General features: G+C 64.9%; 22 protein-coding genes. 12 read left to right on the top strand and 10 right to left on the bottom strand.

All coding sequences use genetic code 11. The annotated features are described in order from the left end of the window. Positions 1–169 precede the first annotated feature (169 nt). Positions 170–799 (bottom strand): CPBP family intramembrane glutamic endopeptidase, encoded by a 630-nt coding sequence (locus tag IVB31_RS23295; protein WP_247328135.1) that lies wholly within the window; start codon positions 797–799, stop codon positions 170–172. A 405-nt stretch (positions 800–1,204) separates the two neighbouring features. On the opposite strand from IVB31_RS23295, the gene IVB31_RS23290 reads away from it, so the two are divergent. Then, positions 1,205–1,561 (top strand): hypothetical protein, encoded by a 357-nt coding sequence (locus IVB31_RS23290; RefSeq protein ID WP_247328131.1) that lies wholly within the window; start codon positions 1,205–1,207, stop codon positions 1,559–1,561. Positions 1,562–2,041: 480 nt separating this feature from the next. Here IVB31_RS23290 and IVB31_RS23285 read toward each other — a convergent pair whose 3' ends face one another. The 4 genes from IVB31_RS23285 to xylB form a co-directional block, all read right to left on the bottom strand. Further along, on the bottom strand, positions 2,042–2,989 hold the full coding sequence (locus IVB31_RS23285; protein WP_247328129.1) for an ABC transporter substrate-binding protein: 948 nt from the start codon (positions 2,987–2,989) through the stop codon (positions 2,042–2,044). Between the two features lie 66 nt (positions 2,990–3,055). Beyond that, positions 3,056–4,111 carry a ribose ABC transporter permease gene (locus IVB31_RS23280; RefSeq protein ID WP_247328126.1) on the bottom strand — a complete coding sequence of 352 codons (1,056 nt, stop codon included), beginning with the start codon at positions 4,109–4,111 and terminating at the stop codon, positions 3,056–3,058. Next, complete coding sequence (locus IVB31_RS23275) at positions 4,104–5,639, bottom strand: sugar ABC transporter ATP-binding protein (protein ID WP_247328124.1); 1,536 nt, start codon at positions 5,637–5,639, stop codon at positions 4,104–4,106. Before IVB31_RS23275 ends, IVB31_RS23280 begins: the two co-directional genes overlap by 8 nt. 243 nt (positions 5,640–5,882) lie before the next feature. Next, positions 5,883–7,328, bottom strand: a complete 1,446-nt coding sequence (gene xylB / locus IVB31_RS23270; protein WP_247328158.1) for a xylulokinase — start codon at positions 7,326–7,328, stop codon at positions 5,883–5,885. A gap of 207 nt (positions 7,329–7,535) precedes the next feature. Between xylB and IVB31_RS23265 the strand changes: the two genes are divergently transcribed. The 4 genes from IVB31_RS23265 (at position 7,536) to IVB31_RS23250 (ending at position 12,464) form a co-directional block, all read left to right on the top strand. Next, complete coding sequence (locus tag IVB31_RS23265; protein ID WP_247328121.1) at positions 7,536–8,789, top strand: MFS transporter; 1,254 nt, start codon at positions 7,536–7,538, stop codon at positions 8,787–8,789. 24 nt (positions 8,790–8,813) lie between these two features. Next, complete coding sequence (locus IVB31_RS23260) at positions 8,814–10,007, top strand: M20/M25/M40 family metallo-hydrolase (protein WP_247328119.1); 1,194 nt, start codon at positions 8,814–8,816, stop codon at positions 10,005–10,007. Between the two features lie 120 nt (positions 10,008–10,127). After that, the gene (locus IVB31_RS23255; protein ID WP_247328117.1) at positions 10,128–11,216 is read left to right on the top strand and encodes a mandelate racemase/muconate lactonizing enzyme family protein; all 1,089 of its coding nucleotides are present in this window, start codon (positions 10,128–10,130) and stop codon (positions 11,214–11,216) included. 99 nt (positions 11,217–11,315) lie between these two features. After that, positions 11,316–12,464: an amidohydrolase gene (locus tag IVB31_RS23250; protein WP_247328115.1), complete on the top strand. Its 1,149-nt coding sequence runs from the start codon at positions 11,316–11,318 to the stop codon at positions 12,462–12,464. A gap of 16 nt (positions 12,465–12,480) precedes the next feature. On the opposite strand, the gene IVB31_RS23245 is transcribed toward IVB31_RS23250, so the two are convergent. Then, positions 12,481–12,693 (bottom strand): hypothetical protein, encoded by a 213-nt coding sequence (locus IVB31_RS23245; RefSeq protein WP_247328113.1) that lies wholly within the window; start codon positions 12,691–12,693, stop codon positions 12,481–12,483. A 109-nt stretch (positions 12,694–12,802) separates the two neighbouring features. Between IVB31_RS23245 and IVB31_RS23240 the strand changes: the two genes are divergently transcribed. After that, on the top strand, positions 12,803–13,525 hold the full coding sequence (locus tag IVB31_RS23240; protein WP_247328110.1) for a DUF72 domain-containing protein: 723 nt from the start codon (positions 12,803–12,805) through the stop codon (positions 13,523–13,525). A 28-nt stretch (positions 13,526–13,553) separates the two neighbouring features. Here the strand turns inward: IVB31_RS23240 and IVB31_RS23235 are convergent, their stop codons facing one another. Both IVB31_RS23235 and IVB31_RS23230 read right to left on the bottom strand, forming a co-directional pair. Next, positions 13,554–13,733, bottom strand: a complete 180-nt coding sequence (locus tag IVB31_RS23235) for a hypothetical protein (RefSeq protein WP_247328106.1) — start codon at positions 13,731–13,733, stop codon at positions 13,554–13,556. Then, the gene (locus IVB31_RS23230; protein ID WP_346730892.1) at positions 13,730–14,014 is read right to left on the bottom strand and encodes a hypothetical protein; all 285 of its coding nucleotides are present in this window, start codon (positions 14,012–14,014) and stop codon (positions 13,730–13,732) included. The genes IVB31_RS23235 and IVB31_RS23230 overlap by 4 nt, the downstream gene beginning before the upstream one ends. 334 nt (positions 14,015–14,348) lie before the next feature. Here IVB31_RS23230 and IVB31_RS23225 point away from each other — a divergent pair, with 334 nt between their 5' ends. From IVB31_RS23225 to IVB31_RS23205, 5 genes are all read left to right on the top strand, one after another. Then, on the top strand, positions 14,349–14,804 hold the full coding sequence (locus tag IVB31_RS23225; RefSeq protein WP_247328104.1) for an Hsp20 family protein: 456 nt from the start codon (positions 14,349–14,351) through the stop codon (positions 14,802–14,804). A gap of 111 nt (positions 14,805–14,915) precedes the next feature. Next, positions 14,916–15,284: a hypothetical protein gene (locus IVB31_RS23220; protein WP_247328101.1), complete on the top strand. Its 369-nt coding sequence runs from the start codon at positions 14,916–14,918 to the stop codon at positions 15,282–15,284. A 216-nt stretch (positions 15,285–15,500) separates the two neighbouring features. Next, positions 15,501–16,937 carry a sodium:solute symporter family protein gene (locus IVB31_RS23215; RefSeq protein WP_247328097.1) on the top strand — a complete coding sequence of 479 codons (1,437 nt, stop codon included), beginning with the start codon at positions 15,501–15,503 and terminating at the stop codon, positions 16,935–16,937. After that, positions 16,934–18,142 (top strand): exo-alpha-sialidase, encoded by a 1,209-nt coding sequence (locus tag IVB31_RS23210; protein WP_247328094.1) that lies wholly within the window; start codon positions 16,934–16,936, stop codon positions 18,140–18,142. The genes IVB31_RS23215 and IVB31_RS23210 overlap by 4 nt, the downstream gene beginning before the upstream one ends. 26 nt (positions 18,143–18,168) lie before the next feature. After that, on the top strand, positions 18,169–18,849 hold the full coding sequence (locus tag IVB31_RS23205; protein ID WP_247328092.1) for an SDR family oxidoreductase: 681 nt from the start codon (positions 18,169–18,171) through the stop codon (positions 18,847–18,849). A gap of 223 nt (positions 18,850–19,072) precedes the next feature. On the opposite strand, the gene IVB31_RS23200 is transcribed toward IVB31_RS23205, so the two are convergent. Further along, on the bottom strand, positions 19,073–20,260 hold the full coding sequence (locus tag IVB31_RS23200) for a CoA transferase (RefSeq protein WP_247328090.1): 1,188 nt from the start codon (positions 20,258–20,260) through the stop codon (positions 19,073–19,075). A 178-nt stretch (positions 20,261–20,438) separates the two neighbouring features. On the opposite strand from IVB31_RS23200, the gene IVB31_RS23195 reads away from it, so the two are divergent. Next, the gene (locus tag IVB31_RS23195; RefSeq protein WP_247328088.1) at positions 20,439–21,326 is read left to right on the top strand and encodes a hypothetical protein; all 888 of its coding nucleotides are present in this window, start codon (positions 20,439–20,441) and stop codon (positions 21,324–21,326) included. A 146-nt stretch (positions 21,327–21,472) separates the two neighbouring features. Here the strand turns inward: IVB31_RS23195 and IVB31_RS23190 are convergent, their stop codons facing one another. Continuing rightward, positions 21,473–22,822, bottom strand: a complete 1,350-nt coding sequence (locus IVB31_RS23190; protein WP_247328086.1) for a carbohydrate porin — start codon at positions 22,820–22,822, stop codon at positions 21,473–21,475. Positions 22,823–22,869: the final 47 nt, after the last annotated feature.

The following is a 22,869-nucleotide window of genomic DNA, read 5'->3' as shown; positions in this document are numbered from 1 at the left end:
CAAGGCAGAACTTCACGGCGAGACAAGCGAATAAATACAGTAGAGCCGAAGTTCGGCTCCGGGTCACAAGCGTCGATTTGGCGCCCGGCTGCAAACTTCCGGTCTGGGCTCGTGAGCCGACATGTGGGGGTACCGCGTCGATGGAAGCGATGGGCCAGAAGGCGATCTTTCAAAACGCGAAGTTCGCTATGTCAGCCAGGTAGTGTCCAAGAACTGCAGGCCAGAGCGCCCCGGATCTGCGGTACAACGTCATCAACAAGCCACCTGTCACCACAGCCGCGCCAATATTCCCGAAACCCGTCCACCAGTGATAGGCTCCAAACATAAATGAGGTTACGAGAACCAAGGCATAGCCGTCGTCCAAATGGCTCTGGAGCAGATGCCGCGCACAGCGGCGGAATACGATCTCCTCATTTAAGGCGACTAGCCCAAGACCAAAAAAGATATCGGCGACATGTAGCCAGCCTTGCGTTTCAGGATATGCCCCGAGCACTGTCGCGGGTAGCCATCCATTAATGGTCCGTCGGATCCACTCACCCAAATAGTGGTCCGCGAGGACAATGCCGACAATCCAGATGGTCACTTCCCATCGCGCTATTCGAAGTGGTTCAAATCGGAAGGCTATCGTCCGCGCAGCAGGTATGGCGCTCAGAACTGCCAAAGCCCCAAGGCGGCCTGCGTAGTCCCAAACGATCCATGCGGCCGGATCGGATTGTTGCAGCCTTATAATTTGCGACACAACCATTGGGAAAAGGGCCGCCGCGAACCAGAGAGGCGTGGGTATCGGGCGAACCATCATCAGGTATCTTTAACGCCGCTAATACATTCAGCGCAATGCGGCCTAGCGAGCGGGGCACGTCTGCCTTGGGTCAGGCTGACTTCCGCACCGACTGGACCTGGGGTCGGCTTATCTCCTGGAGGCAGACATAGCGGGCGTGTACGCGAAGGTCGTCAACGGGCCAGCAGCAGACTTAATGATCTGCAAACCCTAATCGTCTGAGAGCTGCCAGCTAATAGCATCCTCGTGCTACCTTAGCGGGCATCTCGGCTTTCAGCATTCGTTCCACCCTTATGCTCGTCCTCATCGTCGGGGGCACGTCCAGCATCTACGTGTTCCTCGGCCTCAACCTGATTATGGTATTGATAGCGTTGGGCCTAGCCTGCCTTATGTACGTCCCGTTCGCTAAGCGCTACGGGTGGGGCAATGAAGGCCGTCTCACAAGGCATCTCAGTCGTCCGCCGTTCGAAGACGAAAGCCGCAAAGCCAATTGATTGTGCTGGAATGAACTGGCTTATCGCTCTTGCATTCTTGGGCTTTTGTTGGTGGCGCGCGGCAAAAGCGCGTGAACGAGCTGCCGAATTGACAGCCACTAATTTTAGCCGCTCACCACTATATTGGGTGTCGAACGCGCTCGTAGCTATTCTGTTGGCCCTCGTGCTGTATATCGCCCATATTCACCATCACTCGCCCGTTCCGGCCTTCCTCTGGTTTGTCGCCCTGGCGATCATCGTGGCTTTACTCTTTCTGCGCCGCGCCTTGAAATGGCGCTACCCAATTTAGCCAGACTACCGGTATTCTGCACTTCGTCATGGCGGATAACACGAGCAATATCCCAACCGGACGGACCTATCTGGGGTTTGCCCTAGCTTGGACCGTCCTGCTTTTCCTAGTCTATCTGATTTGCATCGCTCTATTTGCTACCGGTCGTTGGGAGATCGGTCTTCTCACTATCCTGCTCGCCGCCTGCGGCTTTGTTCGACACAGCGTGCGGCTCGGCAGACGCACGAAGCGGGGCCTTGTTCGTAGGCGATAATGTCCGCTCGGGGTCAAAAGGGTCGGTACGGCGCGCGAATAGCGACGACCGATTCACTTCCACAAGCCGACATCGGTGGCCCGCGCTCCCGGAGTCTGTGGGGCCGCGTGGAGACAGGATTTGAACCTATGACCCCAAGATCATGAGCCTAACGAGCGAGCGCGGCCGACCCAGCCGCGGTCAACCGCTGCACGCCCCGTTAACACCGCACCACGCAAGCCCGCTCGTTACTGCGACCGGTCCGAGGTCCAGCCCTTGTAGTCGCCGACATTGTCGCGCGTCACCAGTTTCGACGGCAGCAGCTCGACGGTGGACGCCGGCCTCTGGCCGTTGAGAATGTTGACGCCGACCTGCACGGCGCGTCGAGCCATGAAGAACGGGTCCTGCGAGGCGGAGGCCTGGATCTGCTGCGCCTGCGGGTCCTTCAGCGCTGCTTCGATGTCGGGCGCGCCGTCGACCGCGGCGATGACGATGCCGGTGCGCTGCTGCTGGCGCGCGGCAAGGTCGGTGCCGATGGCCTGCGGATCGTTGATGGCGAAGATGGCGTCGATCTTGGCAAAGCGGGTCAGATAGCCCTGCGCCACCGTGAGGCCGCCTTCGCGCGAGCCCTTGCCGTCCTGGTCGTTGGACAGGACCTTGATGCCGGGGTTCTTGCCGAGCACGTTCTTGCAGCCGACGACGCGGTCGACTACCGCGGAAACCTGCGGGCCGTTCTCGATGATCACGTCGCCTTTGCCCCCCAGCTTGTCGACGATGTACTGGCAGGAGATCTCGCCGGCCTGGACGTTGTTGGTGGTCACCGTGGCGTCGGCACCTTCGGCTGCGGTGTCGACGGCAACGACGACGATGCCGGCGGCCTGCGCCTTCTTGATCGCCGGGCCGACCGCCTTGGGATCGCCGGGATTGAGCAGGATCAGGTCGACGCCGGCGGCGATGAAATTGTCGATCTGGGTGACCTGCTTGCCGAGATCATACTCGAAGCCGACGGTGGTGATCTTGACGTTGGGATTGGTCTTCCTGGCCTCGAATTCGGCGCCCTTCGACAACGCGACGAAGAACGGGTTGCCGAGCGAGCCCAGCGAAATGCCGATCGACTTGAGCTCCTTGGCGAAGGACGGCGCAGAGCTCAGGACGAGCGCCATCGCGGCGCCGGCAAACGAGATCGACTTCAACATTGGCTTCCTCCCTGGTCTGTTTGAAGCTCCGGCGCGGCGACCAGTTGCCGTGACGGATCTCTGATTTTACGTGCGCGCCGAGCCCTGCAGCCGATAGCGGTCCAGCGCCACCGCGCCGATGATCACCAGGCCCTTGATCACATATTGCCAGACGTCGGACACGCCAATCAGGATGAGGCCGTTCGACAACACGGCGATGATCAGCGCGCCGACCAGCGTTCCCCAGATCGAGCCGATGCCGCCGACAAAGGAGGTGCCACCCAGGATCACCGCAGTGATGGCGTCGAGCTCGTAGGACTGGCCGAGTTGCAGGCCGTTGGCGGCGTAGAGGCGCGCCGCCTGCATGGCGCCGCCGAGGCCGGCGAGCAGGCCGGACACGCCGTAGACGAAGATAAGCACAGCCCAGACCTTGATGCCGGCGAGCCGCGCCGCGCTCTCGTTGCCGCCGACCGCATAGATGTGCACCCCGAGCACGGTGCGCTTGAGCACCAGCCACGACACCAGGATGACCAGCAAGGCGATCACCCAGAGCCAGGGTATCGACACGACGCCGGGAACGAGCGTCACCGCGCCGTTGCCGATGAAGGCATAGGGGATCGACGGATTGAACACCGTGGTGTCGGCGCCGAGCAGGCGCGCCGCACCGCGGACGGCAGTCAACGACCCCAGCGTGACGATGAAGGGCGGCAGGCGCAGCAGCGCAATCAAGGCGCCATTGAGAACGCCGAAGACGGCGCCGGTGAGCACCGCGGCCGGCAACCACAGCACTCCGAGGTCGGGGAATTTGGAGATAATCAACCCGGCCATCGCAGAGGCCGCCAGGATGGAGCCGACCGAGAGGTCGATGCCGCCGGTAAGGATGACAAAGGTCATGCCTGCGGCCAGCACGGTATTGACCGCGGACTGCTGCACCACGATGCCGATGTTCTGACCGGTGAAGAAGCGGCCGTCAGACAGGACGTGAAAGCCGATGCAGAGCAACAGCAGCACCGGCAGCATGCCGACCGCGCGAATGATCGTCCGGGTACGTTGCCGCTTCGTCTCCTGCGCGGCGGCAAGACCGGAGGCGGCGGTGGCGGCTTTGGTCGTGGCGGCATTGGCGGAAGCGCCGTTCTCAGGCATCGAGCTGCTCCGTCCCGGTGGCGAGTGCCATGATCTCCTCCTGACTGAGCGGCGATGTCGCGTCCCGCCGGATCTGGCCGGCGATCTGCCCGGCGCGCATCACGACGACGCGGTCGCAGATGCCGATGATCTCGGGCAAGTCCGACGAGATGACGAGAACCGCGGTGCCCGACTTCGCGAGGTTGTCGATGATGGAATAAATCTCGGACTTGGCGCCGACGTCGACGCCGCGCGTCGGCTCGTCCAGGATCAGGATTTTCGGGCCGATCGCGAGCAGCCGCGACAGCAGCACCTTCTGCTGATTGCCGCCGGAGAGCCCGCCGACGGGAACACCGACATTCGCGGCACGGATGCCGAGCCCCGCGAACGCCCGCTTGGCGCGGTCGCGGGCCTTGTCGCGATCGAGGATGCCGCCGAATTTCGCATCCCGGCCCAGCACCGCGAGATTGATGTTGTCGAGGCAGGACATGTCGAGGAACAGGCCGAGCGCCTTTCTGTCCTCGGTGAGGTAGGCAATGCCCGCGTCCAGCGCCTCGCCGGGCGTGCGGATGCGGACCGCGCGGCCCTCGATCTCGACATGGCCGGAGATCATGGGCACAGCGCCGATGATGAGATGCGCAAGCTCGGTGCGGCCGGCGCCGACCAGGCCGGCAAGACCGACGACCTCGCCCGCATGCACCGTCAGCGAACATCCCTTGACGCGCCTGCCGTCGGCGATGTCGACGGCCGCGAGCACGGGCGCGCCCTGCCGCGCGTTGGAATCGTTCCTGGGATCATGCTCCTTCTTGTAGAAGGAGGAGACGTCGCGTCCCACCATCATCCGGACGATGGTGTCGGCGCGGATGTCGCCCTTGTCGAGCGAACCGACCAGCGTGCCGTCGCGCAGCACCGTGACGCGATCGCCGAGCGCATAGACCTCGTCCATGCGATGCGAGATATAGATGATGGCGAGACCTTCGGCGCGCAGCTGGCGGATCAGCGCGAACAGCCTTTCGCTCTCACCGGCCGACAGCGCGGTGGTCGGTTCGTCCATGATCAGGATCCTGGAGCGGGCGTGCAGCGCGCGCGCGATCTCGACCAGTTGGCGCTGGCCCATCGAGAGATTGGCGACCTGCGTCTGCGGCGTGAAATCCGCGCCGAGCCGCGCAAGGATCGGACCGACGGCGGCCTGCATCGCCTCGCGCGCCAGCAAGCCGCCGCGGGAGACCTCGCGACCGAGATAGATGTTCTCCGCAACGCTCAGATTGGGGGCGAGCGAGAGTTCCTGATAGATGATCGCGATGCCGGCCGCGCGGCCGCCGAGCGGGCCGCTGATCTGCACCGACTGGCCGTCGATACGGATTTCGCTGCCCGGGTCCGGCCGGTAGGCGCCCGACAGGATCTTCATCAGGGTGGATTTGCCGGCGCCGTTCTCGCCCATCAAGGCGTGGATCTCGCCGGCGTAGACGGTGAGGTCGACGTCGCGCAGCGCCTTGATGCTGAAAAACGATTTGGAGACCCGGCGCATCTCGAGGATGGGCTCGCTCATCACACCTCCCCGACGCGGCCAGTGGCGGCATCGCATCTCACACGCGTCTCATTCGGTCCCTGGCGCGCGTGGGGCCATTAAACAAAAGGCCGCGGCACAGGGCAATACCTCCCGCGAGCCGATGCACCGCCGGGCGCGGATTTATCTTTTGCAACCGGAACCGATCCCGGGCGTGATGCCTTTTCTTCGCCACATCATCGCGCACCATCTGCATGATCGGTCGCGATGCTTTGTGGATCGCGATCAGCGCCGCGGCCGGTACAGGCGGCGCCATTCCGGCAGCCGCGCGGCGTAGGCCTGCGCAAGCGCGCGGTCGGGCGCGAACGTCTCGACGCGACGTGGCCTGGTGCAGACGGCCTCGATCGCCTCCCCGGTGACGGCGAGGCGACCGAGCCGCGCCGCACCAAACGCGGCGCCCGTCTCGCCGTCGGCAAAGCGATGGATGGGCATGTTCAGGACATTGGCCAGCACCGAAAGCCAGAATCGCGACCGTGCGCCACCGCCGATGGCATCCGCCTCCGCGATGACAAGTCCGGTTTCCGCAAGCGCGTCCCGGCAATCCGCCAGCGCGAAGGCAACGCCTTCGAGCACGGCTTGCACGATGGCGTCACGATCGGTGGCGTGACTGAGCCCGTCGAGCATGCCGCGCACTTCGGGATCATCGTGCGGGGTGCGTTCGCCGGAGAGATACGGCAGGAAGCTGACCGGCGACGGCGCCCTCGGATGCGACCCGAGCGGCGCCAGCAGATCGGCCTCGGCAGTCCCCAGCAGCCGCGCGATCCAGGCGAGGCACGATGCCGCCGAGAGGATCGCGCCGGCTTGAATCCACCGGTCGGGAACGGCGTGACAGAAGGTGTGGACCACGCGCTCCGGGTTGGCCGCGATCGTATCGGTCGGCACCAGCAATGCGCCGGAGGTTCCGAGCGAAATGAAGGCTGCGCCTGGATTGATGGCGCCGATGCCGACGGCGCCCGCTGGATTGTCGCCGGCCCCGCCTGCGATCATCGGCCGTCTGCTCATGCCCCAGCGCTGCGCCATCTCGCTGCGCAGCCGTGCCGACGGCGCGCAGCCCTCGACCAGACGCGGCATCTGCCGGCGCGACAGAGCGGTCGCGGCGAGCCCCTCATCCGACCAATCGCGGCTGATAACATCGAGCCACAGCGAACCCGAGGCGTCCGAGACATCCTCGATCGCCTCGCCCGTCAGCACCAGGCGCAGATAGGCCTTTGGCTGCAGCACAAGCGTGGTGGCGGCGAAAATCTCCGGTTCGTGCCTGGCGACCCACAGCAGTTTTGGTGCGGTGAATCCCGGCATTGCCTTGTTGCCTGTCGTCGTTCGCAGGGCGGGCCAGCGCTGTTCCAGTTCGGCGCATTCCGCGAAAGACCGTCCGTCATTCCAGAGAATGCAGGGTCGCAACGGCGTGTGACCAGCGTCGAGCAGCGTTGCGCCGTGCATCTGTCCCGACAAGCCGATGCCCTCGACGGCGGCCAACTCGCGCGCGTGATCTGCCTTCAAGGCGTCCAGCGTCGCGAACGTGGCCTCGATCCACTGCGACGGGTCCTGCTCGCTATGGCCGGGACGCGGCGAACTGATGGTCAGCGACCGGCTACGGCTCGCCACCACGCGCTGCGCGTCGTCGACCAGAACGGTTTTGACGGCAGACGTGCCGAGGTCGATGCCGAGATACATGATGCCACTTGCCTTACGCATCCAGGGTCTTGCGCATCCAGGGTCTTGCGCGTCCGGGATCCTGCGCGTCCAGAATCCTGCGCGTCCAGAATCCTGCGCGTCCAAGATCCTGCACGTCCATGACATTGCGGGCATGGCGCTCCCGATGTTGGCATGCGCCAGCCAATCATGTAACCCCACCCGAAACCTGCCGGGGACGCAACGCTCATGACCACCGACGCCACCAACGCCGCGGGAGCCACCCGCGCGCTGATCCTCGCGTTGCTCGCGCTTGCCTGCGGGCACATGCTCTCGACCTTGCTGCGCACCATCCCCGCGGTCAGCCTGGATCTGATGGCGGCGGATTTCCACATTGAGCCGCAGGCGCTGGCGAGCCTCACCTCGGTCTATCCGTTCGCCTTCGCGGCCGCTCAGATTCCAGTCGGGGCTGCGATGGACCGCTTTGGCGTACGGCCGGTGTCGCTGAGCCTGCTGGCGGGAACCGTGGTCGGCGCCATCGCGTCGGGCTTTGCGACGGGGCCCGAAAGCTTTGCGGTCGGACAGGTGCTGCTGGGCGTTGCGACCTCCGGCATGCTGATGTGCCCGATGACGCTGGCGGCCAAGCAATTGTCGGCCGCGCGTTTCGGGCTGTGGTCGGGCGCGATCCTCTCGATCGGCAATATCGGCATGCTGTTGTCGTCGAGCCCGCTCGCCTTCGTGGTCGACACTTATGGCTGGCGCGCCGGGTTCTGGATCGCAGGCCTCGGCGGCATCGTGGTGGCGTTTGCCGTGTTCGTGCTGGTGCCGGGCCAGCCGGCCGAGCACAAGGACGAATCTTCGCCGCTGTCGCAGATGATCGAGGTGCTCAGGCTCGGACTGTCGCGGCCCTTGCGCGGCCTGATCGCGCTGGCGCTGGTGTCGCTTGCGACCTCGCTGGTGCTGCGCGGCCTCTGGGGCGGGCCATGGCTGATGCAGGTCAAGGGCTTGACCCGGGTCGAGGCCGGCAACCAGCTCGGCGCCTTCACGCTGGCGATGATCGCCGGTCCACTTCTGATCGGTATGATCGACCGCAGGATCGGCCGCCGCCGCGGGCTGGTGGCGGGAACGCACCTGGTCGGGGCATTGCTGCTGGCGCTGATGGCGTTAGGGGCGCCGCACTATTTGGTCTCCGTGCTGTGGGGTGTGCCCGTGATGCCGCCGCAATACGACCTCGTGCTGTTCGTGCTCATCGGGCTCGCCACCTCTGCGCAGCCGCTGCTGTTCGGCATGTCGCGTCAGCTGGTCGACGCGCAAGTGGCGGGCAAGGCGCTCGCCGCGATCAATCTCGCCTTCTTCCTCGGCGCCGCGCTGATGCAGTCGATCACCGGCGCGGTGGCGGCGCTTGCCGGGCTGCCGGCGGTGCTGCTGTTCATGGCAGCCATGCTTGGCATCGGCGCGCTGATCTTTTTGATCTATACCTCGCCAAGAGCGGCGATAGAGTAGAGCCGTGCATCAAGGGGACATCTCATGCCTGTCGACACCAAAGCCGCCACCGACCGCCTCATGCGCTTCCTCGCTGTCGAAGGCGTCACCGGACAGGAGGCAGCGATCGGGCGGGAGCTCACGGCCGCGCTGAAGGAAAGCGGCGTGCCGGCGAAAGCGATTCGGCTCGACGACGCCAATACACGCATTCCCGTGCCGACCGAGACCGGCAACCTCATCGTCGACCTGCCCGGCCGCGGCGCGCTGCACAACCAGCCGCGCATCATGTTCATGACCCACATGGACACCGTGCCGCTCTGCGCCGGCGCCAAGCCCAAGAAATCCGGGCGCAAGATCGTCAACGAGGCCAAGACCGCGCTCGGCGGCGACAATCGCTGCGGCTGCGGCGTGCTGGTGACACTGGCCGCCGAACTCGAAAAGCAGAAGCTCGACCATCCGCCGATCACGCTGCTGTTTTGCGTGCGCGAGGAGAGCGGGCTCTACGGCGCGCGCCACGTCAAGCTCGACGAGCTCGGCTCGCCAGTGATGGCGTTCAACTATGACGGCGGCGCGGCTTCCAACGTCGTCATCGGCGCCGTCGGCGCCGATCGCTGGACCGTCGAGATTCTTGGCCGCGCCTCGCATGCCGGCGTCGCACCGGAGCGCGGCATCTCCTCGACCATGATCATGGCGCTCGCGCTCGCCGACGTGAAGGCCGGCGGCTGGTTCGGCAAGGTGGTGAAGGGCAAACAACAAGGCACCAGCAATGTCGGCCCCGTCACCGGCGGCGAGGGCCGCCCGGCCGGCGATGCCACCAATGTCGTCACCGACTACGTCCATGTGCGCGGCGAAAGCCGCAGCCATGACGGAAAGTTCTTCAAGGAGATCACCAAGGCCTACAAGGCCGCGTTCGAGAAGGCGGCCAAGAAGGTGACGAACGCGCAGGGCAAATCCGGCAAGGTCAAGTTCAAGGCGGAGACCGACTATTTTCCGTTCCGCATGAAGGAGAACCTGCCGGTCGTGAAACGTGCGATAGAGGCTGTGTCCGCGGTCGGCGGCACGCCGAACGTCCGCGCCGCCAATGGCGGGCTGGATGCGAACTGGATGGTGCGCCACGGCGTTCCGACCGTAACCTTCGGCGCGGGGCAGAACGAGGCGCACACGATCGACGAGTGGATCAATCTCGACGAATATGATCGCGCGTGTGCGTTGGCGGTGCAGCTCGCGACGATGCGGTGAGCACGTAGCCTGTAGGATGGGTAGAGCGAAACCCATCGCAACTTGCGAAGATGACGATGATGGGTTTCGCTGCGCTCTACCCATCCTACGAACAAAAATAAAAACAGGGAGGGAGGCCACATGGCACGCATCGCAACCATCGAGACCGGATTCTACCGGATCCCCCTTCCCGTCACGCTCTCCGATAGCACCCACGGCGACATCACCGCGTTCGAGCTGATCACCTGCCGCATCCGTGATGCCGATGGCGCCGAAGGCGTCGGCTACACCTACACGGTCGGGCGCAATGGCGGCGCCGTCGCCGACATCCTCAAGCGCGAGATCCCTCCGCTGATCGAGGGCCGCGAGGCCGATGATACCGAAGCGATCTGGCACCATGTCTGGTGGGGCCTGCATTATGGCGGGCGCGGCGGGCCAATGGTGCTGGCGCTCTCGGCGCTCGACATCGCGCTGTGGGATCTGAAGGGGCGGCGCGCGAAGCTGCCGCTGTTCCGGCTGCTCGGCGGCTTCGATGCGCGCGTGCCGTGCTACGCCGGCGGCATCGACCTCGATCTCTCCGTCGAGGCGCTGCTCGCGCAGACCGACGGCAATCTCGCAAAGGGCTTTCGCGCCATCAAGATGAAGGTCGGCCGGCCCGATCTCAAAACCGACGTCGCGAAGGTCTCCGCGATGCGACAGCATCTCGGCGACGGCTTTCCGCTGATGGTGGATGCCAACATGAAATGGACGGTCGAGGAAGCGATCCGCGCCGCCCGCGCGTTCCAACCTTATGACCTCACCTGGCTCGAGGAGCCGATCATTCCCGACGATGTCGCGGGCCATGCCCGCATCATGCAGGCCGGCGGCGTACCGATCGCGGCGGGCGAGAATCTGCGCTCGCTGTGGGAGTTCAAGAATTACATCGTCGCGGGCGCCGTGTCCTATCCCGAGCCCGATGTCACCAATTGCGGCGGCGTGAGTACGTTCATGAAAATCGCGCGGCTGGCGGAGGCCTTCAACCTGCCCGTTACCAGCCACGGTGCGCACGACATCACCGTGCATCTGCTCGCGGCCTGCCCGAACCGCTCCTATCTGGAGGCCCATGGTTTCGGGCTGGACAAGTATATCGAGCATCCGCTGGTGCTGGAGGATGGGCTTGCGCTGGCGCCGGACCGCCCTGGTCACGGCATCAGCTTTGACTGGGCGGGGCTGGCGAAGCTGTCGGCTTAACCGCGCGTTGCTGCACGCGAGGCATTCCAAGGCGCTGGATGCAGGGCGCAGTTATTCCGCTATGGTGGCGGCAGCCGACATCATCGAGAGACGCCTGCCTTGACCCCCGAGCTGCACCAGAAACTGACCGCGTGGCGCCAGCATTTGCATGCGCATCCCGAATTGTCCCTCCAGGAAAAGGCCACCGCCGCCTTCGTGCAGCAAAAGCTCACCGAGCTCGGCATTCCCTTCGAGGCTGGCATCGGCGGCCACGGCATTGTCGCGACGCTGGCCCGCGGGTCTGCGCAAGCGCGCGTCGGCCTGCGCGCCGACATGGATGCGCTGCCGATCACCGAGGATACGGCCCTGCCCTACGCCTCGAAGAATCCCGGCGTGATGCATGCCTGCGGGCATGACGGGCATACCGCCTCGCTGCTCGGCGCCGCCGCGCTGCTCGCCGCCGACACCAATTGGAGCGGCACGGTCGATTTCATCTTCCAGCCGGCCGAGGAAGGCTATGGCGGCTCGCGCGCAATGGTCGCGGCCGGGCTGTTCGACCGCTTTCCGATGGACCGGGTGTTCGGCTTTCACAACTGGCCGGGCCTTGCCGCCGGCACCATCGCGGTGCATGACGGCGTCGTCATGGCCTCCGGCGGGCGCATCACCATCACCATCGATGGCCATGCCGGGCACGCCGGCATGCCGCATCTGACCCGCGATCCGGTGGTGGCGGCGGGCCATTTGATCGTGGCGCTGCAATCGATCGTGTCGCGCGGCGTCGATCCGCTCGACACCGCCGTGCTCTCGCTGTGCACGATCGAGGGCGGCACGGCGCGCAACCAGATCGCTGGACGTGTCACGATCGGCGGCACGCTGCGGTATCATCGCGACGCGGTGAAGGGCACCCTCCTCGACGGGATCGAGCGCGTTTGCGCCGGGATTGCGACGAGCTTTGGCGTCAAGGTGACGCCCGAGATCGTCATCGGTGTTGGCGTCGTGATCAACACGCCGACGGAAGCTGGCCTTGCCCGCATCGCCGCGGAAAAGGTGCGGGCGGAGGTGCGGCGCGACCTCGCGCCCAGCATGGCCGGCGAGGATTTTGCCTTCTATCTCCAACAGCGGCCGGGCGCCTTCGTCTGGATCGGCAACGGGCCTTTGCGCGACGGCGCCGAGTTGCACGGCCCGCGCTATGATTTCAACGACGCGATTTTGCCGGTGGCCGCGAGCTGGATGGCCGAAGTCGCCAGGACGGCGCTGGCGTCGAACTAGCGCGACCGCACGCCGGTCACGAGATCTCGCGCGGCAGCTTCCAATCCGGCCGCGGCTCGCAGACCTCGTCCAGGCGCGCGACGTGATATCCGGCAGGCAGCAGCCGGCCGCCCTCCTCGTCCGCGACCGGAACGTCGGTCACCAGCCCCTCGATCAAGGCGGCTTCCCACACTTCTTTCTCGGTCGGAAAGGGATCGCCGATCTGCTTGCTACCTTCGAGCGCATACATCGGTTCCGGTCCTGAGTTGATCAATCCTAGGCAGCAACGTATCGGCCGCACCGACGTTCCCCTCCGGCAAACGCGGCACTCGCCGCACTCAACGGATGGCACGGAGAAAATGGCGCGCGTTCTGATCGGAACTTCCGGCTGGCATTACGCCTCCTGGCGTGGCCCGTTCTTTCCAGAGGGGGTAACGCTGAAGGAGCAGCTCCGCTATTATGCCGGGCAGTTCGATACCACCGAGCTGAACGGGGTGTTCTACCGCACCCCGACGCCGGAGGCCGTCGAGGCCTGGCGGGCGCAGACCGGGGGCGATTTCGTCTTCGCCTGGAAGGCGTCGAAATTCATCACACACTGGAAGCGCCTGTCCGGCCGCTCCGTCAACAGCCTCGAACTGCTGGAGGATCGCATCTCATTGTTGCGCGGCAAGGCCGGCCCGATCCTGTTCCAGCTGCCGCCGCAATTCCAGGTGGACGCGGACCGCCTCGCCGCCTTTTTCAAGCTGCTGTCGAGGAAACGGCGTTACAGCTTCGAATTTCGTCATCCGAGCTGGTACCAGCCGCGCATCTTGCGGATGCTGGCCGACGAGAACATTTCGCTCTGCCTGTCCGACCATCACGATGCGCCGGCGCCATGGAAGCGCACGGCGGACTTCGTCTATGTGCGCGGACACGGACCGGGCGGGCGCTATCACGGGCACTATACGAAAGCCACGCTGGCGCAATGGGCTGGGCGTATCAAGTCCTGGAAGCGGCAGGGCTGCGACGTCTTTGTCTATTTCGACAACGACCAGAAGAGCGCAGCGCCCGCCGATGCACGGACGTTGAAGCAATTGCTGTAATGCGCGGACACGGCATGGCGCAGTGCCGTCATGCCGCCGCCCGATCCGGGAAGCCGCCCTGCAGCACGTCGAGCAGGCGCTGCTCGCGCTCGATCCTGCTCCGGTAGAGTGCGCGCTCGCTCTCGGTTCTGGCTCCGGCCAGCAGCAGGCGATAGTGCGAGATCACCTTCTCGCTGCTGCGGATGAGGAGGTCGCGGACGTCGCTCATCGTTGCGCTCCCGTCCCGGCGGAGGCCGATGGCGTGTTCGGGAGGGTGAATGCGACGGGGAAGGCGGCGCCGGCAAGAGCCTCGATCGCGGTCTGCTCCTCGGCGAGGCGTCGTTCGATATACCGCCGTTCGATGCCCGACAGCTTCGTCTTCAGCAAGCGCCGGTAGCGGAAGAGGTTGTTGCGGTGCGCGCGAATGCGGGCCAGGTCTTGATCCAGAAGGTCTTGATCCAGCAAGTCTTGATCGAGCAAGTCTTGATCGAGCATCTCTTGATCGAGCATCGTCGTCACTCCAGACGGTCTTTCACGGTCCTTTTCGATTTTGCGGTGTCGGAAGAGGAATCTTCCGGCGCGAAAAAATATTCGGGCCGCTCCCTCTGTCAAGAGGCTCCCTTGCCGCCTGCCGGCCCTGGGGGCGGCCGCCGCCGTCCGCCAAAGAAATTTTCGTCCCCCCTCTTGCAAGGTTCTTCCGCCATTCTAAGTCGTTTTTCGCCGCGAGAGCGGTGTGCCGGATGCCCAATCGGGTCCGGCGCGGGCGCCGGCCGGGGCTTCGGACTTGGTCCGATCCCCTGTCTCGCGCTCCTTCGTATCCATCTTGCTCTTTGGAGGACTTGGTATGAGGACCCATTTTGACTTTGCGCCCCTGTGGCGTTCCACCATCGGCTTCGACCACCTGGCCGACCTCGTCGACAGCACGCTGCGCCAGGCGAGCGAGGACAATTATCCCCCCTACAACATCGAGCGCTCCGGCGAAGACCATTACCGGATCACGCTGGCGGTGGCGGGATTCGGCGTCAACGACATCACGGTGACCGCCGAACAGAACGCGCTCACCATCGAGGGCAGGAAGCCCGACGGCGCCGCGCGCGAGTACCTCTACCAGGGTATCGGGGCACGCCCGTTCCGCCGCGTCTTCAATCTCGCCGACTACGTCCAGGTCAAGCAGGCCGCCTTCCAGGACGGTCTCTTGATCATCGATCTCGTGCGCGAGATTCCGGACGCGATGAAGCCGCGCCAGATCCAGATCGCGGGCGCTTCGTCACCGCGGATCGAGCAGAGGAAGGCGGCCTAGCCTTGTCGCAGGGGTTCGGCACTGCCGCAACCAGCATGGCGGATGGCGACCGGGGTCGCCGTCCGCCGATCGAGAACCATCCCTTCGGAAGGAGTGTAGAGGGAGACAACCATGACCAATGCCAATGCGACCACCGGCGGTCTCAACCCGCTGTTTCATCCCGCCGCCTATTATGCATCTCCGGGCGCCGTCCTTGGCGATCGCAGCCTCTCGACACCGGAGAAGCGGATCATCCTGTCGTCGTGGGCCTCGGACATGTACGCCGTTGAATCCCATCCCGCGCTGCGCGAGATTCCCGGCATGGACCACACCATCCGGCTCGCGGACATCCTCGCCGCACTACGCAAGCTGGATGACGACGACGACCCGCCGCCCCGCGGCGGCGCTTCGATGCGGCTGCGGCGTCCCGCATTTGATGCGGGAGCCGACGATGAGGGCCGACCACCTGATCGGCGCACCTTAATCGATCGCTCCGCATAGCCCCTCGGCAGGCTGCCGACGTTCCTCCTTCCAGGCAACCCGTTGAACACACTTTGGCAACGCCGTTGACGGCGCTTGCCCGCGGCCCGCGCGCTTGACGCACGCCCTCCGGACGGGTCTAATAATCCTCAAGAACAATTGTTCGCATTCCGAACATTATCAGTCGGACAGAGCGGGCTCAACACCGCGTCCACGTTCACCGGAGGAACGTCACCGATGCAAGCCATCCTCAATGGCGACAGCACGCTCATCGTCGCGATGATCGTCGCCTACATCGCCTTCACGTCCTGGCTCACGCTCAAGCTGCGCAGCAGGACGAGCGAGCAGTTCATGACCGGCGGGCGCGCGATGCCGGCCGTGGTGGTCGGCGTGCTGATGATGTCCGAATTCGTCGGCGCCAAATCCACCGTCGGCACCGCGCAGGAAGCGTTCCAGTCCGGCATGGCGGCGGGCTGGGCCGTGCTCGGCGCCTCGATCGGCTTCCTGCTGTTCGGCCTGCTGATGGTGAAGAAGCTCTACAATTCCGGCGAATACACCATCTCGGCCGCGATCGCGCAGAAATACGGCAAGTCGACCATGCTCACGGTCTCCGTGATCATGATCTACGCGCTGCTGCTCGTGAACGTCGGCAATTACATCAGCGGCTCGGCTGCGATCGCCACGGCGCTGCATGTCAGCCTGCCGCTCGCGATGTGCGTCATCGCCGTGGTCAGCACCTTCTATTACGTGTTCGGCGGATTGAAGGGTGTTGCCTGGGTGACGATCCTGCACAGCGCCTTCAAGGTCGTCGGCATCGTCATCATCTTCACGGTCGCGATGTCGCTGACCGGCGGCATTGCGCCGATGCAGGCCAAGCTGCCCGCCCATTATTTCAGCTGGGACGGCAAGATCGGCTTTGCGACCATCTTCGCCTGGACCTTCGGCACGGTCGGCGCGATCTTCTCGACCCAGTTCATCGTCCAGGCGATCTCCTCGACCCCGAGCGCCGACGATGCCCGCAAGGCCACCTTCTATGCCGCCGCGTTCTGTCTGCCGCTCGGCTTCCTGCTCGCACTGATCGGCGTTGCCGCGAAATTCCTCTATCCCGACATGAACAGCCTGTACGCGCTGCCGGTGTTTCTGGAAAAGATGCCGCCGCTGGTCTCGGCCTTCGTGACCACCTCGCTGGTCGCCTCGATCTTCGTCAGCGTCTGCACCGTCGCGCTGGCCATCGCCTCGCTGGTGGTGCGCGACTTCTACGTCCCCTATTGGAAGCCGACGCCGGAGCGCGAGCTGAAGATGACCCGCCTGTTCTCGGTGGTGATCGGCATCGCGCCGCTGGTGTTCGTGTTCTTCGTCCCCGAGATCCTCAAGCTGTCGTTCTTCACCCGCGCGCTGCGACTGTCGATCACGATCATCGCGATGATGGGTTTCTATCTGCCGCTGTTCGCCAGCAACCGCGGCGCCACCGCAGGCCTGATCGGCGCCGCGGTCTCGACGACGCTCTGGTACATGCTCGGAAACCCCTTCGGCATCGACAACATGTATGTCGCCGCCGCGACGCCGCTGCTCGTGATGGCGATCGAGCGCCTGGCGCTGGGCCGCGCTCCCGCCGCCTCCGCGACGCCGCAGGCGGCGCCGCCCACTGCTTTCGTGGAAAGGACTTCGACATGATCATCGGTGGCGAGATCGCGACCACCGACATCGAGATCGCCGCCGACGGCCTCGTTCGCCCGGCCGCCGGCGATCCCGACCGGTTCGACGCCTTCATTCCCTCGCCTTGCGTGCAGAACCACGCTGCCAATCTGATGCCGCTCTCCAATGGCGATCTGGCTTGCGTCTGGTTCGGCGGCACGCAGGAGGGCATGTCGGACATATCGGTGTATTTTTCGCGCCTGGCTCGCGGCGCGACGCAATGGTCGCGCGCCGAAAAACTGTCCGACGACACCGCGCGCTCGGAGCAGAACCCGGTGCTGTTTCCCGCACCCGACGGCACGCTGTGGCTGATGTGGACGGCGCAGCTCGCGGGAAACCAGGACACCGCCCTGATCCGCCGCCGCCTGTCCCGCGACGACGGCAAGAGCTGGGGCCCGATCGAGACGCTGTTTCCCGAGCACCGCGGCCGCGGCACCTTCATCCGCCAGCCGATCGTCGTGCTCGACAATGGCGACTGGCTGCTGCCGGTGTTCTATTGTCACAGCACCCCGGGACGGAAATGGAACGGCGACGAGGACACCAGCGCGGTGAAGATCTCGTCCGATTCCGGCGCGACCTGGCGCGACGTCGACGTCCCCGGCAGCCGCGGCTGCGTGCACATGTGCATCGCCCGCCTCGAGGACGGCTCGCTGCTTGCGCTGTATCGCAGCCGCTGGGCGGACAACATCTATCAAAGCCGGTCCACCGACCAGGGCCGCACCTGGTCGGCACCTGTTGCGACCGTGCTTCCCAACAACAATTCCTCGATCCAGGTCACGGCGCTCGGCAACGGTCATCTCGCGCTCGTGTCCAACGATTCGAGCGCCAATGACGCGACCGGACGCCGTCTCTCGCTCTATGACGAGATCGAGGACGACCTGCCCCCCGTGATCGCCGGCGACGGCAGCAGGATCGATGGACGCACCGCATTCTGGGGCGCGCCGCGGGCACCGATGACGCTGGCGATTTCGGCCGACGACGGACGAAGCTGGACCCGGCGCAACGTCGAGACTGGCGATGGTTATTGCATGACCAACAATTCGCGCGAGCAGACCAATCGCGAGCTGTCCTACCCGTCCGTCAAACAGACCGCCGACGGCGCGATCCACATGGCGTTCACATTCCATCGCCGCGCCATCAAATATGTGCGCGTGAGCGAGGCATGGGTGACGAGAGCTGGGTGAGAACTGGGTGACACGGGACTGAGATCATGGACAAGAGGCCGCACGCACTCGTCACCGGCGCCAGCTCGGGAATTGGTGCGGCGATCGTCGAGCGCCTGCTGCGCGACGGCTGGCGCGTCACCGGCATCAGCCGACGACTCGGACCGTTCGACCATCCGGCCTTCGATCATGTGTCACTCGACCTCGCCGACGTCGACGCCATCGCAGCCGCCGTCGCGGACATCGCGCCGACCGCACTGGTTCATGCCGCCGGCATGCTCAAGGTCGGGCAGCTCGGATCGCTCGACCATGACGACAGCGCTGCGATGTGGCGGCTGCATGTCGACGTCGCGGAACGTCTCGCCAACGCTCTGGCGCCGCGCCTGACGCAGGGCGGGCGCATCGTCTTCATCGGCAGCCGCACCGCATCGGGCGCGGCCGGCCGCGGGCAATATGCCGCGACCAAGGCGGCGCTGGTGGCGCTGGCGCGGTCCTGGGCGATCGAGCTCGCGCCGCGCGGCGTCACCGTCAACGTGGTCGCGCCGGCAGCGACCGAGACGCCGATGCTGAAGGATCCCTCGCGCGCCGATGTCGCGCCAAAACTGCCGCCGATCGGCCGCTACATCCGCGCCGAGGAAGTCGCGCACGCCGTGGCATTTCTGCTCTCGGCGGACGCCGCCGCCATCACCGGACAGCAACTCGTCATCTGCGGCGGCAGCTCGCTGTGAGTTTGCTATCGCGGAGGGACCGAAACGTGGCGGGAAGCTTTGTCTGCGGCCATCCTTCGAGACGCCCGCCTACGGCGGGCCCTCAGGATGAGGTTCGCGGTTCGCTGCGAGATGCCAGACCCTCATGGTGAGGAGCCCGCCATAGCGGGCGTCTCGAACCATGCAGGCCGAGCACGTCCGGCAACCTCTCAGCTGCCCTGTGCGATCGCCCTGCCCTTCCGAGCTAGACGACGCCACCTTGCCGAAGCGCCGCGATCGCGGCCTTGTCGTAGCCGAGCTCGGTCAGGATGAGATCAGTGTGCTCGCCGAGTGTCGGCGGGCGCGTCGCGATTTCGCCTGGCGTTTCCGAGAGGCGGACGGCGGCGCGTGTCACCGGGGCGGGCTTCGGCAGGCCGGGATAGTCGACGTCCTGCATGAAGCCGGCGGCGCGGATGTGCGGATGATCCAGCGCCTGTTGCGGGCTCAGCACGGGGCCGGTCGGAATCATCGCTTGTCCGAGCGTGTCGACGGCCTCCTGCGTGGTGCGCTCGGCGCACCAGCGCGCCATCCGCTCGCTGATGACGGGGCCGTTATTGCCGCGGCTGATGTCGTCGGCAAAGCGCGGATCGTTCAGCCACAATTCCTCCTCGCCCATCAGCCTGGCCCAGCGCTTGAACAGCGGATGCCCCGTGACCTGGCACAGCACCCAACCGTCTTTGGTGCGGTAGATGTCGGCCGGCGCAGCGGTCTGGCCGAGATTGCCCGATGGCACGCGATTGACGTTGATCAGGGCCTGCTCGATCAGCGTGGCATTGGTGAAGGACAGAGCGGTCGCAAGCAGCGCGCCCTCGACGATCTGCCCGCGTCCGGATTTGCCGCGCTCGATCAGCGCGGCGAGCGTGCCGAATGCGCAATGCAGCGCGGTTCCGAAATCGACCCAGTTGACCGCGGCCCGGTACGGCGGATCGCCGGCGCCCGTCATGTACACCGCGCCCGACATGACCTGGCCGACACCATCGAAGCCGACGCGGTCGGACCAGGGCCCCGGCCCGCCGAACGCGGTTGCCGTGGTCAGGATGATGTCGGGCTTGATCGCCTTCAGCTGCTCGTAGTCGAGCTTCATCGCGCGCAGGGTCTGCGGCGGCAGATTGGCGACGACGACGTCCGCGGTCGCGACCAGGCGGCGCATCACCTCCTGCCCTTCCGGCTTCATCGGATCGAGCGTGAGGCACTTCTTGTTGCGGTTGATTTGAAGGAACAGCGCGCCTTCGCCGCCCTCGCCGACCGGCGCCACGAAGCGATCCTCGCTGCCGTCGCGCTTCTCCACGCGAATGACCTCGGCGCCGAATTCGGCCAGCAAGGTCGCGCAATAGGGCCCTGCGATATAACGACCGAAATCGAGAACGCGCACGCCCGCCAAAACTCCCCGCATCCTTCCGTCCCCCAGTTTTTGTCAGATTACAGGGACTGGCTGTCACGGCAAGGTCGCAACGGACATCATGCCCTGCCCTCAACAAACCTGCCCTCAAGATGTCATCGGCCAGCCGTTTCGGCTGGCGGAAATTCTGCTTTAATATGCCGCGTCCGTCCCCAGCCAGAAGCGAACATCCATGCCGCAACAATTCGATCGATCCACCGAGGATCTCGGCAACGCGATCCATCTCGAGCACGTCAATATCCAGGTCCCGGATCAGCGCCTCGCCACCCTGTTCTATGTCACGGGCCTCGGGCTCACCCGCGATCCCTACCTCATGGTGTCCGACACCAACATGTGGATCAACGCCGGACGCAGCCAGTTTCATCTGCCGAGCGGCAGGCCGCAGGTGCTGCGCGGTCATGTCGGGCTGGTCGTCGCGGGCCGCGAGGCGCTGCTCGCCCGCCTTGCGTCAGTCGCCAAGAAGCTCGAGGGCACGGCGTTCGCCTTCACCGAGCACAACGACCATGTCGAAGCGGTTTGTCCGTGGGGCAACCGCCTGCGCTGCTACGAGCCGGACGCCGCGCGCTTCGGGCGCATCGCGCTCGGCATTCCCTATGTCGAGTTCGACGTGCCGGTGGGATCCGCAGCTAGCATCTGCGCCTTCTATCCCGAGATCATGGGTATGCCATCCGATCTGTGGAACGGCGACGGCACGGTCGCCGCCGTGAAGACGGGCCGCGACCAGCATCTGTTGTTCCGCGAGACCGATCGGCCGCAAGGCGACTATGACGGCCACCATGTGCAGATGTACATCACCGACTTCTCCGGCCCTTACCGCCGGCTGCTGGCGCGCAACCTGGTCTCGCGCGAGGACAATCGATACCAGTACCGGTTCTGCGACATCGTCGATCTCGACAACGGCAAGCCGCTGTTCACGGTCGAGCACGAGGTGCGCAGCGCCACCCACCCGATGTTCATGCGGCCGATGGTCAATCGCAATCCGGCGATCAACAACCGCAACTATGCGTTCGGCTACGACGAGGCTTCCTGGGCGATGGGCCCGGACCAATACGAGGGATAGGCACTAGCCAAGTGCTGCGCCTGACAGCGGCAACGCCCGAAGTCTCGGTTGCACGGCGGCTCCGCTGAGGGCGGAGCCGCCGCATGTTGTGTGCGCTCAAATGGGACGGGCATGCCCATTTTGCGCATCACGAGGCGAGCGTCCCATCAGAAGTGGACCTCGGTGCGCATACCAAGAACCACGGCATTGTCGGTCTTCACGCCGACGGCGTTGTAGCCGCGCCCGCCGGGATTGATCACATACTGGGCGTCGAACTTGAGGTTCAGCCAGCCGGTCGCCTGCCAGCCATACCAGACTTCGATCGGAACTTCGTTGCCGCCGGCATTGGGGCTGAGGGCCGCCGAATTCACGTGCGTCGTACCCACCGCGAAGCCGACTTCATCCTGGGGACGCCAGGTGAACGTTCCGGTGTGCCGGAAGCCCCCGGCGATCTGGTAGTCTTGATACGCAGTCCGGTGATCGGCCCACGTCGTATTGAGGAAGGTATACCAACCCACCGCGCCGGGGCCGTCAACGGTCAACCGCTGCACGACTGACTCGTAGACGCCGTAGCGGCCTCTTTGATCCCCGAGATTTTGATCCGGGACGCCACCGATGCCCGGGATGGTGCTGATGACACCCGGAAGGCCGCCATCGATTGTCGACGCGTTGTCATACCAGCCGCCAAGTCTCCAGGTCCCTGTCAGGGGACCCTTCGGCGCCCAGACCAACTCCACCGGCACCAGCACGCCACTGGCCGGGCTCGAGGCGGGGATGCCCGGCAGGAAGTAAACGGTAGGATCCGACGTCGTCAGATAATTCGGATTGGCGTCGTAGACGCCGACCGAAACCGTGAATTCCGGGGCCACCTTGAAGTGGGCGACACCGCCCCACTGGCTCACCGGCCAGTTGTAGATGTAGCCACCCTGGATGTTGCCCGGCTGGCCGCCGCAGAACGTCAGGTTGATGAACTCGCACAGACCAAAGAAGAAGTCCGAGCCGACCGGAAGACGGCCGCCCTTGAGTTCGAGGCGATCATCGAAGAGCTTCTGCGAGTAGTAGAGCTGGGTCAGGCGCAGAATATTGCCGCGGCCGAACACTTCGTTGGTGAGCTGCAGGGCCGGAATGCCCGCTTCGGTATTCAGGTTCTTTCCGAAGCGATCGACCAGCGTGAGACCGATCGTGCCGCCCGGGATGCCGGCCAGCTTGGCCATATCGAGCTTGGCCCCGAACCACAACTGTCCAGCGTTGGCCGCGGTGTTCCTGTCTCCGCCCGACACGTTGCCGACGGTTTCATTACCCAGCGTCAGGCCCAGCTCGATGCCCTGCTCCTTCAGCTTGGTCCTGCCAAGGTCACCGAAAAGATATGGTCTCGTCCAGAAATCATCAGCCGTGGCGTAGGGAACAGGCGGCGCCTTCATTGGAAGATCGGCCGCATATACTCCACCGCTCAACAGAGATGAGAAAGCAATCCCCACACCGCACGCACGTGCGGTGTTTACAAACCTGCACACCATTTCTCTCGTCCTCCCGCCGTCTCAGGCTTTGTCGATTTTGCCTTACG

The sequence above is a fragment of the Bradyrhizobium sp. 21 genome (genome assembly GCF_023073335.1).
Classification (GTDB): domain Bacteria; phylum Pseudomonadota; class Alphaproteobacteria; order Rhizobiales; family Xanthobacteraceae; genus Bradyrhizobium.
The sequence above is the reverse complement of the archived record's forward strand: the minus strand, read 5'-3'. Positions and strand labels throughout refer to the sequence as shown.

Bases quoted from the DNA above. Each gene is read 5' to 3' on its own strand.
- IVB31_RS23290 (WP_247328131.1), top strand. From the start codon at position 1,205: ATGAAGGCCGTCTCACAAGGCATCTCAGTCGTCCGCCGTTCGAAGACG.
- IVB31_RS23230 (WP_346730892.1), bottom strand. From the start codon at position 14,014: ATGCTCGATCAAGAGATGCTCGATCAAGACTTGCTCGATCAAGACTTG.
- IVB31_RS23220 (WP_247328101.1), top strand. From the start codon at position 14,916: ATGACCAATGCCAATGCGACCACCGGCGGTCTCAACCCGCTGTTTCAT.
- IVB31_RS23205 (WP_247328092.1), top strand. From the start codon at position 18,169: ATGGACAAGAGGCCGCACGCACTCGTCACCGGCGCCAGCTCGGGAATT.
- IVB31_RS23240 (WP_247328110.1), top strand. From the start codon at position 12,803: ATGGCGCGCGTTCTGATCGGAACTTCCGGCTGGCATTACGCCTCCTGG.
- IVB31_RS23285 (WP_247328129.1), bottom strand. From the start codon at position 2,989: ATGTTGAAGTCGATCTCGTTTGCCGGCGCCGCGATGGCGCTCGTCCTG.
- IVB31_RS23195 (WP_247328088.1), top strand. From the start codon at position 20,439: ATGCCGCAACAATTCGATCGATCCACCGAGGATCTCGGCAACGCGATC.
- IVB31_RS23280 (WP_247328126.1), bottom strand. From the start codon at position 4,111: ATGCCTGAGAACGGCGCTTCCGCCAATGCCGCCACGACCAAAGCCGCC.
- xylB (WP_247328158.1), bottom strand. From the start codon at position 7,328: ATGTATCTCGGCATCGACCTCGGCACGTCTGCCGTCAAAACCGTTCTG.
- IVB31_RS23225 (WP_247328104.1), top strand. From the start codon at position 14,349: ATGAGGACCCATTTTGACTTTGCGCCCCTGTGGCGTTCCACCATCGGC.
- IVB31_RS23200 (WP_247328090.1), bottom strand. From the start codon at position 20,260: ATGCGGGGAGTTTTGGCGGGCGTGCGCGTTCTCGATTTCGGTCGTTAT.
- IVB31_RS23235 (WP_247328106.1), bottom strand. From the start codon at position 13,733: ATGAGCGACGTCCGCGACCTCCTCATCCGCAGCAGCGAGAAGGTGATC.
- IVB31_RS23260 (WP_247328119.1), top strand. From the start codon at position 8,814: ATGCCTGTCGACACCAAAGCCGCCACCGACCGCCTCATGCGCTTCCTC.
- IVB31_RS23245 (WP_247328113.1), bottom strand. From the start codon at position 12,693: ATGTATGCGCTCGAAGGTAGCAAGCAGATCGGCGATCCCTTTCCGACC.
- IVB31_RS23210 (WP_247328094.1), top strand. From the start codon at position 16,934: ATGATCATCGGTGGCGAGATCGCGACCACCGACATCGAGATCGCCGCC.
- IVB31_RS23295 (WP_247328135.1), bottom strand. From the start codon at position 799: ATGATGGTTCGCCCGATACCCACGCCTCTCTGGTTCGCGGCGGCCCTT.
- IVB31_RS23265 (WP_247328121.1), top strand. From the start codon at position 7,536: ATGACCACCGACGCCACCAACGCCGCGGGAGCCACCCGCGCGCTGATC.
- IVB31_RS23215 (WP_247328097.1), top strand. From the start codon at position 15,501: ATGCAAGCCATCCTCAATGGCGACAGCACGCTCATCGTCGCGATGATC.
- IVB31_RS23275 (WP_247328124.1), bottom strand. From the start codon at position 5,639: ATGAGCGAGCCCATCCTCGAGATGCGCCGGGTCTCCAAATCGTTTTTC.
- IVB31_RS23255 (WP_247328117.1), top strand. From the start codon at position 10,128: ATGGCACGCATCGCAACCATCGAGACCGGATTCTACCGGATCCCCCTT.
- IVB31_RS23190 (WP_247328086.1), bottom strand. From the start codon at position 22,822: ATGGTGTGCAGGTTTGTAAACACCGCACGTGCGTGCGGTGTGGGGATT.